11 protein-coding genes and 2 pseudogenes are annotated in these 13787 nt (G+C 68.7%); 6 read left to right on the forward strand and 7 right to left on the reverse strand.

Translation table 11 applies throughout. The annotated features are described in order from the left end of the window. A complete protein-coding gene (locus ABZ564_RS17985; RefSeq protein WP_360856862.1) occupies positions 1 to 693 on the forward strand; it encodes a TetR/AcrR family transcriptional regulator C-terminal domain-containing protein in 693 nt (230 codons plus the stop codon). Positions 694 to 775: 82 nt separating this feature from the next. On the opposite strand, the gene ABZ564_RS17990 is transcribed toward ABZ564_RS17985, so the two are convergent. After that, on the reverse strand, positions 776 to 1525 hold the full coding sequence (locus ABZ564_RS17990; RefSeq protein WP_360856865.1) for a Tn3 family transposase: 750 nt from the start codon (positions 1523 to 1525) through the stop codon (positions 776 to 778). 191 nt (positions 1526 to 1716) lie between these two features. On the opposite strand from ABZ564_RS17990, the gene ABZ564_RS17995 reads away from it, so the two are divergent. Then, positions 1717 to 2199, forward strand: a complete 483-nt coding sequence (locus ABZ564_RS17995) for a hypothetical protein (RefSeq protein ID WP_360856868.1) — start codon at positions 1717 to 1719, stop codon at positions 2197 to 2199. Here ABZ564_RS17995 and ABZ564_RS18000 read toward each other — a convergent pair whose 3' ends face one another. The 4 genes and pseudogenes from ABZ564_RS18000 to ABZ564_RS18015 all read right to left on the reverse strand — a co-directional run. Continuing rightward, the gene (locus tag ABZ564_RS18000) at positions 2200 to 4302 is read right to left on the reverse strand and encodes a site-specific integrase (protein ID WP_360856871.1); all 2103 of its coding nucleotides are present in this window, start codon (positions 4300 to 4302) and stop codon (positions 2200 to 2202) included. After that, entirely contained in the window at positions 4299 to 4919 is a 621-nt protein-coding gene (locus tag ABZ564_RS18005; protein ID WP_360856873.1) for a tyrosine-type recombinase/integrase, read from the reverse strand. Before ABZ564_RS18005 ends, ABZ564_RS18000 begins: the two co-directional genes overlap by 4 nt. Next, positions 4920 to 5456 (reverse strand): site-specific integrase, encoded by a 537-nt coding sequence (locus ABZ564_RS18010; RefSeq protein ID WP_360856876.1) that lies wholly within the window; start codon positions 5454 to 5456, stop codon positions 4920 to 4922. Positions 5457 to 5539: 83 nt separating this feature from the next. Next, positions 5540 to 7093: pseudogene (locus tag ABZ564_RS18015) on the reverse strand (Tn3 family transposase); the annotation flags it as partial. A gap of 192 nt (positions 7094 to 7285) precedes the next feature. On the opposite strand from ABZ564_RS18015, the pseudogene ABZ564_RS18020 reads away from it, so the two are divergent. The 4 genes and pseudogenes from ABZ564_RS18020 to ABZ564_RS18035 all read left to right on the forward strand — a co-directional run. Further along, positions 7286 to 7402, forward strand: a pseudogene (locus ABZ564_RS18020) (iron chelate uptake ABC transporter family permease subunit); the annotation flags it as partial. A gap of 303 nt (positions 7403 to 7705) precedes the next feature. Continuing rightward, complete coding sequence (locus ABZ564_RS18025) at positions 7706 to 9265, forward strand: pectate lyase (protein ID WP_360856995.1); 1560 nt, start codon at positions 7706 to 7708, stop codon at positions 9263 to 9265. Between the two features lie 277 nt (positions 9266 to 9542). Then, positions 9543 to 9788: a DUF6480 family protein gene (locus ABZ564_RS18030; RefSeq protein ID WP_360856879.1), complete on the forward strand. Its 246-nt coding sequence runs from the start codon at positions 9543 to 9545 to the stop codon at positions 9786 to 9788. A 150-nt stretch (positions 9789 to 9938) separates the two neighbouring features. Then, positions 9939 to 11597: a catalase gene (locus ABZ564_RS18035; RefSeq protein WP_360856881.1), complete on the forward strand. Its 1659-nt coding sequence runs from the start codon at positions 9939 to 9941 to the stop codon at positions 11595 to 11597. A gap of 49 nt (positions 11598 to 11646) precedes the next feature. Here ABZ564_RS18035 and ABZ564_RS18040 read toward each other — a convergent pair whose 3' ends face one another. Together ABZ564_RS18040 and ABZ564_RS18045 are read right to left on the reverse strand one after the other, a co-directional pair. Continuing rightward, on the reverse strand, positions 11647 to 11883 hold the full coding sequence (locus tag ABZ564_RS18040) for a hypothetical protein (protein ID WP_360856884.1): 237 nt from the start codon (positions 11881 to 11883) through the stop codon (positions 11647 to 11649). 231 nt (positions 11884 to 12114) lie between these two features. Next, positions 12115 to 13587 carry a non-reducing end alpha-L-arabinofuranosidase family hydrolase gene (locus ABZ564_RS18045; RefSeq protein ID WP_360856887.1) on the reverse strand — a complete coding sequence of 491 codons (1473 nt, stop codon included), beginning with the start codon at positions 13585 to 13587 and terminating at the stop codon, positions 12115 to 12117. Between the last annotated feature and the right edge of the window lie 200 nt (positions 13588 to 13787).

Below are 13787 nucleotides of genomic sequence, written 5' to 3' on the forward strand. Positions count from 1 at the left end.
ATGACCGTGTGGGACCGGCCTGAGCCGCCGACTCGCCCCGTGCCGCTCGACCGGGAACGGATCGTCGCCGCCGCCATCGCGCTGGCCGACGAGGGCGGCCTTGCAGCGGTGTCGTTGCGCAAGGTCGCCGCCCGGCTGGAGGCCGGCCCGATGCGGCTGTACGGATATATCTCCACCAAGGAGGAGCTGTTCGACCTCATGGTGGACGAGGCCCAGGCCGAGATTCTCCCCGAGGAGCAGCCCGGTGACTGGCGGGAGGCGCTGCGCGTCCTCGCCCACCGCACAAGGCAGGCCGCCCTCCGTCACGAATGGCTGGCCGACCTGCTCGGCGGCCGCCCGGCCTTCGGCCCGAACGGCCTCGCCGTGGCCGAGTCCACCCTGTCCGCCCTCGACGGCCTCGCCGACATCGACACCGTCATGCGTGCCGTGGAGACGGTCAGCGCCTACTTCACGGGCGCGATCAGGCGCGAGATCACGAATCTGCGGGCCGAGCGCACCACGGGCCTGTCCAAGCACGACTGGCAGCGCGCCCGCGGCCCGCACCTGACGAGAATGCTGGCCACGGGCCGCTTCCCGGCGTTGACCAAGGCCGTGTACGAGGGCACGGACGTGGACGCCGAGGCATCCTTCGCGACCGGCCTGGACTGGGTCCTCGACGCCGTGGCCGCCAAACTCGCCCGGCCGCCGGCGTGACGCTCAGCTCCTGCCGAATGCGAGCGAGGCCGAGGGCCGTACTGCTCAACGAGCATGACAGGGTCCTTCACAGAGGTGACGGTCAGTCGGCTGTGCTGAAGCCGGAGGTGGCCGGGTCCTGGTCGCGGAGCTGGGTGAAGTCGACGTCGAGTTTCGGGTCGTACGCCTCGGGCTGGATACCGAGTTCGTGGGTGGAGTACTCGCCGAATCGTTTGATGTGCTCGGTCAGGTACGGCGAGATGTGGGCCAGGTCCTCCGGGTCGATCTCCCAGCCCTCCTCCAGGAGCTGGCGGAAGATCTCCGCGATGTCCAGGGCGTTGTGGAAGATCACCGCGTTCGTGAGCAGGGCGTTGAACTTCGTCGCCTTTTCCTGCTCGATGGGGTCGTTGTCGGCGAGGACGCCCTGATTGCCGAAGCCGACCCGCTGGGAGAACCGGTTGAACGACTCGACCTTGTTGGTCGCCGCGGTCACCCGCCGGCGAAGCGGCGCGTCCGAGAGGTAGCGCAGCAGCTGCACCGTGCGGATCACGCGGCCGACCTCGCGGAAGGCGGTGTAGGTGGAGTTCTTGTGCGAGCCCGACCGCAGCCGCTTGAGCAGCGTCGAGGACGAGATGGCGCCCTCTCGCACGGACACGGCCACCTTCATCAGGTGCCGGAACTGGGACTCGATCAGATCCCAGTCGATGACGTTCTTGCCCGGCTCGCCGAACAGGGAGTCGATGTGGACGTACTCGCTCTGCTTGGACGGACGGTAGAAGGTCAGGCCCTTCCAGTTCCTGATCCTGGGCATCAGATCGAAGCCCAGCAGATGCGCCAGGGCGAAAACGGGCACGCTCTTTATGTGGACAGTTCAAGTTGATCTTCCTTCGGCGTGTCTTCGGAGCGTTGAAGAGTTGGTCGCATTCGGCCAGTCCGTCTGAGCTGGCCGGTGCCGCACGGGCGGGCGGCTGGGCCTCGGGGTGCGAAAAGGGGGTGATCACCCGTGCTGTGCAGAGCCGGGAAGGCCCGTGAAATCCTGTGGCAGTGCTTTTGAGTGATCATGCGAGCAGTGTCGAGCTTCGCCTGCTGCGGTATCAGTTCTCCGAGGTCCGGGGTCAGTCATACGACGACAACTGGCTGGTCGTCGGTGGAGCGGTGACGACTCCCGAGGGCAGCTGGTCCTTTGCCGATCCGTGTCTGCTGACCGATGAAGCCGGTGAGGTGTCCGCTTGGTTGCGCGCGGTGGCCGCGGGGACGGTAGCTGTGACCGGACCCGATGCCGAAGGCTGGTTGTCCCCGGACACGTGGTTCGTCGAGCCGGTCCTGGCCGTTAGCCTCGCCGATCGAAGCGACAGTGAGGCGGCGATTCGCGTGCACCTGTCCTTGGAGGCGGCACCCCCGTGGCAGCAGGGCGATGACGGGGCGGACATCTACCAGTACGTCGTGGAGGTGCGGGTGGATACGGCTGCGCTGCTTCACGCAGCTGACCAATGGGACCTTGCCCTGGCTTCCTTCCCGACTCGCTGATCAGCGGTGCTTCTTCTCCAGGGTCTCGGTCGGGTCATCGAGTGGCTGACCGAGGTCCGTCAGTAGTCGCTCGATGCGGCCGGCGGTGCAGTGGTGGCGTTCGATCTCGCGGGCCCAGCCGTGGTTGGCGGCGTCGGCGGCGAGGGCGTGCTCGACCTTGCGCCGCGCTCGCAGTCGTGGTGCGTAGGCGGGTGTGGTGACGAACTTTGCGCAGGTCAGGTAGAGGTCGCACTCGCAGGGGCCTTCGGCTGGGAGCCGCAGGCAATGGCCGAGTTCGAGTTCGGTCTTGAAGAAGTTTGTCTTCAGCCAGTCGACGGCCGCCTCGGGCAGAGCGCCGGACTTCAGCTCCTCGGCGGCCGGGCCGGCGATGCTGGCACTGGGTTCCAGGACGGCCTTGTAGTCGCGGAGGACCTCCTGGTCGCTGATCTGCGCGTAGACGAGGGCCATGGACACGCTGGAGTGCCCGAGGACCTTCATGATCGTGTGGAGCTTGGCGCCGCGCTCGGCGAGCTGGGTGCCGACGGTGTGCCGGAACCGGTGGGCGGTGACGGTGCCGCGGCCGGCGCCTCCTCGACCACCGGGTTGGACCAGGCCGACGGCCTTGCAGGCCGCCTGGATCGGGGTGTCGAACAGATAGAAGGTCGACAGCAGCTTGCCGTGCTGCATGAACAGGTAGCGCACCGGCTGCCCGGTCAACTCGTCGGTGAAGGGCCGCTCCGGTCCGTTCTTGCGCAGGTCGATGACCTTCTGCAGGGCGGTGGCGGCATCCGCGTGCAGCGGGACGACGCGTTCCTTGTAGGTCTTGCGGGCGGGCAGCCGCAGCCGGGCAGTGCCGTCGGGGTAGCGGTCCAGGCAGTCGATGGGCAGTCGGCGGATCTCGTCCCGGCGGGCGCCGGACCAGCGGGCGACCAGCAGCGCGGCGCGCTGGAAGGGACAGGCGATCTGCTCGACCACCGGCATCAACCGGTCCAGCTCGTCGTCGGGGATGAACCGCGGGACCTTGATCGGTGACTTCGGCGAGTCGCCGGGGCCGATCAGGCTGTGGCCCGGGACGCCGTCCCACTGCCAGGCGGCCGTGTCCCGGAAGAACTGGCCCAGACCGGAGGTCCGCTGGATCCGGGAGACGACGCCGAGGGGCTTGCCGGTCTGTTCGGTCGGCGTCTCGGCGATGTGCTGAAGCCAGCCCAGGCAGTGGTTACGGGTCACGTCGGCGAACGAGTCGATCTCGGGATGGTGTTCACCGAGCCGGTCCCCGAAGCGGCGGATCGCGAGCTCCAGCTTGTCCACGGTCGACGGACGGTCGGTCAGCCGCCGGGCGGCGAGCCACCTTTCCGCGACGGCCTGCATCTGCGGGGGCAGTGCCAGCGGCGGCTTCCAGGACGGCATCAGCTTGCGGGGCTCCGTCGTGACCTGGCCGCGGTGGTAGAGCACCACCTGTAGCTGGTGGAGGTGGGTGATCCAGTTCTTTGCGGCACCCTCCAGGTAGCGCTGCCGGGACGGGTAGAACTGCTCCAGGTCCGGGTGGTCGGCGAAGAATCGGATCGCCTGCAGGGCCTCGGCAATGTAGTCCTCGGTGATTGCGGTGATGTCGAAGATTCCGGTGTGCAGGGCGATGCGGCTGACCGACCAGTGCATCGCCTGCCGGGCCGAGTTCGGATTGAAGCCCAGGCTGATGGCGTCGTCGACGAGTTGCTTAGCACCGAGGTCGATACCGAGCGCGGCGGCCGGCTCGATGATGGCGAGCTGCCCCGGGGCGAACAGCCACGGGTAGTCGAACGTCGCGTAGCCGCGCAGTCCGAGATAGACCAGGTAGGTGCGGGCCCGGAAGGACACCGGGTAGGACGGGCGGTGATACGACTCCCCGTGCAACCGGCCGACCCGCTCGACCAGCGGAGCGCCGAACCAGCCGGACAGCGTGGGCCAACGCTCGACGAACTGCCGACGGAACCGCAGCTTCATCAGCTGGTACTGCCGGTTGCCGTCCTGACCCTGGACGTAGGCGCGCCACTCCTCCTCCGGGCAGTGCCGTCGGCTGCGGCGCTGGTGCGGAATGGATCCGGGGCTGGCCAGCATGGCCGCCGTGGAGACGGCCCGGGCCCTCACTTCGCCTCCCCAGCCACCGCGCTGTGCCCGCCGAGGGCGCGGTTGTACTCGGCCACCACGGCCGGATCGGAGACCCGGGTATGGATCCGAGTCGACTCCGGAGAGGCATGACCGAGTCGCTTCTGCAGCGTCAACTCCCGCATCCCGCCCTCCCACATGCGCGTGGCGTGAGTGTGCCGCAGAGCGTGCGGGGTTACCCAGGGCTCGCGGATCCCAGCCCGAGTGCAGGCACGGGAGAACATCCGCACCAGGCCGTCGTAGCCGAGCGGCTCCAGCCTCCGGGCACCGTGGCCGCCGATCAGGAACACCAGTGGCGTTGCCGCGTCCGTGGGCCGGTCGCCCATCACGTAGGCACTGACCGCAGCCAGGGCCTCGGGCTCGTGCAGGTCCACCACCCGCTCGTAGCGCGACTTCGACCGCGCACCCTTCGGGTGGTCATCTCGGTGGCGGATCACCACCCGCCGCCTGCCGTAGGCGATGTCCTCCAGATGCAGACCGAGGACCTCCCCGGGCCGCAAGCCGCCCTGGAGCATCCGCAGGACCAAGGCCCGGTCCCGTACCGACCGCAGCTCGCCGAGCAAGGCCCTGACCTGGACCTCGTCCAGCGGGCGGGGCAACTACTGGACGGTCTTGACCCGGACCGCACGGCGTACCGGCCGCTGCCGGCTGGCTCGCCCCATGAACGGCTGGTGCCGCTCGGACACCCGCTGCAGGGCTGGGTCCGGCCGCTTCTCGATCGGGTTGGCCCGATCCAGCAGCCCGGCGAGAATCACGTACTCGTAGAAGGAGGACACTGCGGCCAGGATTCGGTTCACGGTGGTCGCCGCGAGCTTGGTGGCCGGCCCGTCCGGGGTGACCGTGGCGACGGTGAGCACCATGCGGTGCCGCGGGCGGCGTGAGGGTACCGAGCGCAGGTACTCCAGCAGCGGGATCGCGTGTGGCGGGGCGAACTGGTCCCAGGTCAGGCCACGCTCGCCGAAGAACCGCCACAGGTGCCGCAGGTCGTAGGCGTACGAGACGAGCGTGTTCGGCGAGCAGTCCCGCGCGGCCAGGAACCGCAGGAACCCCGAGATGACCTCGATCGGCTCGCCCGCATCGTCGAGCAGCTCGACCAGGTGCGACCCACCATTTTGACGCTGGTGCAGGACGCGCACAGGAACCTCCGGAACAACCCCGTCTGACGGCCTGTCCGGCCGCTTTTCCGGGCTAACGGGGAGTGAGGTGTCCAGGTAACAACATACGAGGCGTTGTCGGTCGCCACCATCTCCGGCTTCACGCCGCCGACCAGGATGTGCAGGGAGTCGCGCGGGGTGCCGGGCACGACCATCTGCCCGATGCCCGCGACCTGGTCGTTGACGGCGTTGAGCCAGGTGATGCCCCGCTTGAACCCGAAGTACTTCGGCGACGGGGCGGCGTTGATGGTGCGCACCGGCACCTGGAAGCGCAGCCCGTCCCCGGAGGCGAGCGGCCCCTCGCCCCGGTACCGCACGATCGGGATGCCGGCCTGGGCGGCGATGAGAGCTGCGTTCGCCGCCGCGAACGTGTCGGCGCGCAGGTAGTACTTGGTCGACGTCCACGAGCCGAGCCCGGGTCAGGGCCTCATAGCCGGGGTTGACCACCGGGGCCAGGCCGATGTTGCACGCCTCGGACACCAGCAGCGCGACCCCCGAGGTGGGCAGGTCCTTCATCCGGGTGGTGCCGTCGCGGAGGTGGACGAAGGCGTCGAGGAACCCGGTCCAGGCGTTCACCTCGAACAGCAGGTCCGGCAGGTCGATCTTCGGGAGCATCTTCTCGACCCGCTGGCGCAGCCAGGTCAGGGACTTCGGCTCGCCGAGCGCGCCCAGTTTGTCGACGTTCAGCTTCACCCGCCCGTCGCCGGCCACCTCGATGGAGACCTTCACCGCCGGCCCCGCCTCCTCCAGCCGTTCGGCGAGCTGCTTCCATCCGGCGTCCAGGCCCCGCACCAGCTCCGCCAGGTGCTCGGTGACGGGCATGTCCAGGCTCAGGGCCGCCAGGACGTCCTCCTCGACCGCGCCCCAGTCGAGCCCGTCCAGCAGGCGGGCCCGCGGGTTGGACCAGCGGTGCGAGGGCGAGGCGAAGACGTCGCGGTTGTTCAGGGCCCGGTGCAGCTGCTCCAGCACGCACACCACGTACGCGTCCCGGTCCACCGCGCCCTGCGGCAGATCCGGGTTGGCGTACACCGCCTTGCGCCACGCGGGCGGCACGAGCTTGTCATCCCCTCGCGCGGCAGCAGCGGCTTGACGCCCACCTTCCGCCGGGCCAGCGCCGGAAGGCCGCGCACCCCGGCCAGGACCCGCTTACCGGCGCTGGCCGCGTCCAGCGCCTTCGACTCGCCCAGCAACGCGAGGAACGGGCGCACCGTGGCGTACCGGTTCGCGAGCGCGGCCCGCGTGGCGACCTCGGCCGAGTTCTCGTCCTCGGGCACCAGCGAGACCACGGTGGCCGCCGCGGTCATCACGGCGGCGCGCGGGGCGACTTCCTCCAGCACCGCCCACAGCGCGGCCACGTCCAGGTCTGCCTCCTGCTCCTCGACCAGCTCCAGCTCCTGAAGCAGCACCTTCGCCGCTCGCGCGAGCACGCGAGACGCCTTCTCCAGCTGCGGCAGCGTCGACAGCCGCTCCTTCTCCGTCTTGCGCTTCGCCGTGTTCAGCAGGCGGGTGGCCATCAGGACCTGGAACAGGTCCAGGGCCTCGTCGATCACCTTCGCCTCCAGGTGCAGCACCACCGCGGTGAGCATCGCCGTGCGCTTCGGCTCCTGAGCCCGCTCCAGCTCGGGCCTCGTCGGCTCCTCGGCGAACGTCCCGTACGCCTCGGCCTGTTCATCGCTCAGAAACTCCACCGGCACGAGCCGGACCTTAGCCAGCCCCGGCCCGGGCCCGGAGGCGTTTCACCGAACCCCAGCGGCGAAGTGGATCACTGTGCTAGACGGCCATGATCGTTCTCACCGATAACCGCTGTACCGATGTTCCCCGAGGCCGTGCTCGGCGCACTGCTGGTCGTGGTCGCCGACACCATCGACCGGACCGTCATCGCACTCGCGCGGATCCCGGTCGGCCTCGTCGCCGCCGTCATCGGCGCGCCCTGCTTCGGCCGGCTGCCGTGGCGCTCGGGGCGGAGGAATAGACCGCGCGCAGGTGAACATCCCGCTGACCGCGGGTGGTCGAGGTCCTCGTCCAGCGGGTGGTCCAGCCGGTTGACCGGCCGGGGGAGGACCTCGCGGTCGTTACGACCCGGTTACGCCGTGAACGCCATAGATTTGTCGTGCCCAAATCAAGAAAGCGCAGTCTTTCGGTGTTCACATCCTTGTACTGGAAGCGTTGGCACCTCTATCCTCGCCACCCGGAAAGCGCTTTCCATCTCTCTTCGACGAATGGGAACGAACATGAGGCGACCAGTCGCACTGCGACTCTCTGCGGCACTGTCCACGATGGCCCTGGCGGCCGCGACCGGGGCGCTCCTGACGATGCCCGAGGCCTCGGCCGCCGTGGCGGGCGGCGCCACCGGCTACGCGAGCCAGAACGGCGGAACGACCGGCGGCGCCGGCGGGCAGACCGTACGGGCCACCACCGGAACCCAGATCCACCAGGCCCTGTGCGGCCGGGCCAGCAGCAGCACCCCGATCATCATCGAGGTCGAGGGCACCATCAACCACGCCAACACCGCCAAGGTGTCCGGCGACAGCTGCAACACGGCGGACGGTGTCATCGAACTCAAGGAGATCAGCAACGTCACCCTCGTCGGCGTCGGCAGCGGGGCCGTCTTCGACCAACTGGGCATCCACATACGCCAGTCCAGCAACATCATCATCCAGAACGTGACGGTCAAGAACGTCAAGAAGTCCGGCTCGCCCACCTCCAACGGCGGCGACGCCATCGGCATGGAGAGCGGCGTCCGCAACGTCTGGGTCGACCACGCGACCCTGGAGGCGTCCGGCGGCGAATCCGAAGGGTTTGACGGCCTCTTCGACATGAAGGACAACACCCAGTACGTGACGCTGTCCTACAGCACCCTGCGCAACTCCGGCCGGGGCGGCCTCATCGGCTCCAGCGAGACCCAACTCGACAACGGCTACGTGACGTTCCACCACAACCTGTACGAGAACCTCGACTCCCGCACGCCTCTGCTGCGCGGTGGCATCGCCCACATCTACAACAACTACTACGTGAAGCTGAACGAGTCCGGGATCAACTCCCGGGCCGGCGCCCACGCCAAGGTGGACAACAACTACTTCAAGGACTCCAAGGACGTCCTGGGCACCTTCTACACCGACACCACCGGATACTGGCAGGTCAGTGGCAACACCTTCGACAACGTGACCTGGTCCGAGCCCAGCAGCGAGAACCACCCGGCCGGCCCCGACCCGAAGTCCAACACCACGGTCAGCATCCCCTACGCGTACACCCTCGACGGGGCCGCCTGCGTGCCGGACATCGTGACCCGGACGGCGGGCGCCAACAAGGGGCTGAAGGTCTCGGACGGCAACTGCTCCACGACGACCCCGACCCCGGACCCGACGGACCCCACCCCGGACCCGACCGACCCGACGCCGGACCCGACCGACCCGACCACGCCCGCCGGCACCAACCTCAGCCTCGGTGCGGCCGCCGACGGCTCCAGCAAGGCGAGCGGGACCAGCTACGGCAACGTCCGCGACGGTAACCTGAGCACCTACTGGTCCCCGGTCGGCTCGACCGGTTCCGTCTCCGTCAAGTGGGACTCCGCCACCACCGTCTCCGCCGTCACCATCCGCGAGGCCGCGGCCGCCCAGGGCGTGATCGGCTCCTGGCGGCTGCTGAACGCGGACACCGGCGCGGTCCTCAAGACCGGCAGCGGAGCCGGCACGATCACCATCCCGGCCACCTCCCTGCGCAAGATCACCTTCGAGATCACCGGCGCCAGTGGCACGCCGCGGGTCGCGGAGTTCGAGACGTACGCCGGATAGCGGCAACCCCGCGGACAGGCGGCCCGGCCCGGGAGTGCACTCTCCCCGGGCCGGGCCGTCGCACGCGCGGCCTGCCAACCGCCGCACGCGGCGGTCTTGCCGCTCCTCTCCGGCCGCCGTGGAGGGGAGACGCCGGACGCCTCGCGGGCGACGGACCGGGTCACACTGCGTGCCGGGACGCCACTGCTGGTCATCGCGTGGTCCGTGCCCGCATGAGCATGGCCGTGGGCGGGCTGTGGGCGGGCGAACCCGGCGGTCATCGGGGAACGTGGATCACATGACTCCTTCGCAGACCCCGGACCCCGGCCCGGAACCCCGCCGGAGAACAGGACCGCAACCCGGCGGCCAGGTGCCGCCCGGCGAGACCCCGCCCGACGAGAGCGGCATGTCGGGTGCGGGCCCCCAGGACATCACGTACAACCCGCCGAAGGGCTGGTCGAAGGCGCCGATGGCGCTCATCGCCGTCGTGACGGCGCTCGTCGCGGCGTTCTTCCTGGTCTACGCGATCATCCTGCTGCTCTGACACCGGGGAACGACGATCCGACAGCCGAACCGATCGGAGCCGAGGACCTGCGCCTCCGCCCGCGCGGACGGCTCATCCTGCCGTGTACGCGAACCTCGCATAGTTTGGTGGTCAGGGGCATACGTACACGTTTCGAAGGAGTCGACGCACGTGACGGACGTATCGAGCAGTGGCCCCACCGGCGGCGACGAGCGCGAGACGCTCACCAACCGGCAGGGTCATCCCGTCCACGACAACCAGAACCAGCGCACCGTCGGCGCCCGTGGCCCGGCCACCCTGGAGAACTACCAGTTCCTCGAGAAGATCAGCCATTTCGACCGCGAACGCATCCCCGAGCGCGTCGTGCACGCCCGGGGCGTGACCGCGTACGGCTACTTCGAGGCGTACGGCACCTTCGGCGACGAGCCCGTCGCGCGTTTCACCCGCGCCAAGCTCTTCCAGGAGCGCGGCAAGCGTACGGACGTGGCGGTGCGCTTCTCGACCGTCATCGGCGGCCGGGACTCCTCCGAGGCGGCCCGCGACCCGCGCGGCTTCGCGGTGAAGTTCTACACCGAGGACGGCAACTGGGACCTCGTCGGCAACAACCTGGGGGTCTTTTTCATCCGGGACGCGATCAAGTTCCCCGACGTCATCCACGCGCTCAAGCCGGACCCCGTCACGTTCGAGCAGCAGCCGAGGCGCATCTTCGACTTCATGTCGCAGACGCCCGAGTCCATGCACATGCTCGTCAACCTGTTCAGCCCGCGCGGCATCCCGGCGGACTACCGCCACATGCAGGGCTTCGGCGTCAACACGTACAAGTGGGTCAACGAGGCGGGCGAGTCCTTCCTGGTGAAGTACCACTGGATGCCCAAGGCGGGCGTGCGCAGCATGACCGAGGAGGACGCCGCCAACGTACAGGCGGACAGCCTCGGCCACGCCACCAAGGACCTGTACGAGGCGGTGGCGCGCGGCGACCACCCGGAGTGGGAACTGCTCGTCCAGCTGATGGACGACCACGAGCACGCCGAGCTGGACTTCGACCCGCTCGACGACACCAAGACCTGGCCCGAACAGGACTTCCCGCCCAGGGCGGTCGGCCGCATGGTGCTCGACCGGATGCCCGAGAACTACTTCGCGGAGAACGAGCAGATCTCCTTCGGTACCGGGGTGCTGGTCGACGGGCTCGACTTCTCCGACGACAAGATGCTGGTGGGCCGCACCTTCTCGTACAGCGACACCCAGCGCTACCGGGTCGGCCCCAACTACCTTCAACTGCCCGTCAACCAGGCCAAGAACGCCACCGTACGCACCAACCAGCGCGACGGTCTGATGACGTATCACGTCGACGGCGGCGGGGAGAATCCGCTCGTCAACTACGAGCCGTCCATCACCGGGGGCCTGCGGGAGGCGCAGTACCCCGCGCACGACGAGGTGGGCCCCGAACTGCGCGGCAGGCTCACCCGTAAGCGCATCCCACGGACCAACGACTACCTCCAGGCCGGACAGCGCTACCTCCTGATGGAGCAGTGGGAGCGCGAGGACCTCGTGCGCAACCTCGTCGACCTGCTCTCGCAGTGCGACCGGCCGGTCCGGGAGCGGATGGTCTGGCACTTCCTCCTGGTGGAGAACGAGTTGGGTCTCAGGATCGGCGAGGGCCTCGGCATCACCCCGAAGGACGTCGCCGGCCTGGAACCCCTGCCCGGCCAGGAGCTGACCGACGAGGACCGAAGCCGGCTCGCCCGCCTGGGCGACAACCCGCCGCGTGACGTCACCGGGCTGACGATGACCCACTGCGTCCCGGACCAACGGCACGTCGTCACCCGCTGAGGTGGCCGGCCCTCCTGCGGTGCACGAAGGGGAGGGCCGGACCACTCACCTACGTGCCGCCGATGATCTGGTACAGGTAGATCAGCAGGTGCTCGCCGTCCGGCATCGAGTTCGGGTCACCGTCCGGCACGTTCGTCCGGAAGTGGAACTGGGGCGCCCGGCGGCCCTTGAGCTGCCCGTTGTCCTGCACGGCGGCCATCCGCTCGAGGCCCGGCTCGCACGCCGTGGTGGCCAGGGCGGCCGCGACGGCCGGCCCCGGCACGTACAACTTCCTGTTCCTGCGCATCGGTTTCCCCCGATGTCTCCGCACCCGCGATGCGCGCCCGATGAATGACGCACAGGCAGTGTGCCCCCGGACCCGAACGCTCCGCGCCACTCGTTCCGTACCGTTACCGACCGCGGACAGGCACCGGACGAAGGGCCCCGCCTCCCCTCGTCGCGCGGCTGCGACGGCGGGGGGAGGCGGGGGGTGGGGGCGACCGGCCGCGTACGCGACGGGAGCCGGCCGTGTCACGTCTCAGCGCTGCAGCGTCAGCAGGCCCGGCCGGTAGGGCAGGAGGCCGTAGTCACCGCCTGACTGGGGGCTGCGGCCCTGGTAGAGCAGCTGCAGATTGCAGGGATCGACGGTCATCGTCTGGTCGGGGCCGGTGCGGATCAGTTCGCCGTGGCTGATGTCGTTGGTCCAGGTGGCGCCACTGTTGGCCTTGCCGGCGAACGGGTTGCTTTCCGACGCGGCCTGCGGCGTCCACGACCCGTTCAGACTCGTGGCCGTGAACGATCGGAAGTAGCGGCCCTGTGCTCCGATCGCCTCGACGATCATGAGGTAACGGTTCTGGCCCTGCAGCTTGTAGACCTGCGGGGCTTCGAACAGGTTGTTCGTCGTGTCGCTCATGACGACGGTCGAGGACGTCCCGAAACTGCCCGGGAAGTTCCCGATCGGCATGCTCGCCCGGTAGATCTTGCCGTTGTCACCGGCGAAGAACAGGTACATGTTCGTCCCGTCCCCGATGATCGTCTGGTCGATCGGGCCTGTCCCCGAGCCGCTGATGCTCCCCGAGAAGAGCGTCTGCGGGGCCGACCAGCCGTTCGCGTCGGTCGGGTCGTTCGATGTCCGGTACGAGAAGGCGGTCGCGCCCCACTGGTAGGTGAGCACCCAGATGTTCTTCGGCGCGAAGTAGAAGAGCGTCGGGGCCACGGCCGCGGACGACATCGTGTTCTGGCCGGCCGATGCCATCTCCGACCAGTTGGTGAACGGGGTGAAGTTCATGGAGCCCCAGCTCGAGCCGTTGTCGTGCGTCGTCGCGTAGACGAGCTGCTTTCCGTTGTAGGGGACGACGGTGAAGTCCTTCAGTGAGGCCCACCCCGATTTGGGCTGCGCCAGCGCGCCCGTGGAGCTCCAGCGGTACGCGGACGGGAGCTCGCACGTACCGGTGCCGGGGTTTTCGTCTCCGACCTTCACCAGCTTCCACTGCTGGTTGGCGCCGCCCCAGTCGTCGTACTGGACGATGTTCGCGTTGTCGGCGGTGGAGGCGCCCTGTACTTCGAGGGCCTTGCCGCTGTGGCGCGAGATCAGCCGCACGTAGCCGTCCGTGCTGTCGGCCAGCCGCCACTGCTGGTTGGTGGCGTTCAGGTCGGCCCATTGGACGATCGAGCCGCCGTTCGCGGTGGACCAGTTGTAGACGTCCAGCACCTTGCCCGAGTGACGGGACTTGAGGCGGTAGTAGCCGTCCCCGGAATCGACGAACTGCCACTGCTGCTGGCTCTGGTCGTTGCGGGTCCACTGGGTGATGCGGGCACCGTCGGAGGTCGCCAGGTTGTAGACGTCCAGGGCCTTGCCGCTGTTGCGGTTGACCAGCACGTACGAGGCGTGGGAATCGATCGTCGCAGCGGCGGCGGGCTGGGCGCCGAGGAAGGCGGCCACGAGCAGCAGGGGTGCGAGGGCGGCGAGTAAACGTCCTGGGCGGACGGGGAAGGCAAGGCGGAACCGCATGGGGGCCTCCTGGGAGCGGGGCGTGGGAGCAGAGACACTGCCGAAATGTTTCGGAACTACCTCGGCGTGTGACGCCACAAGCTAGAAATGTTAGCGCTCACAGTCAAGACTCTGGACGGATTCGATCGGGGCGGACGCCCTTCTGTCGGTACCGAAATGTTTCGAACGGTAAACGGAAACATTCTCTGCGCGAAGTATTG

The organism is Streptomyces sp. NPDC019224 (genome assembly GCF_040632605.1).
Taxonomy (GTDB): domain Bacteria; phylum Actinomycetota; class Actinomycetes; order Streptomycetales; family Streptomycetaceae; genus Streptomyces.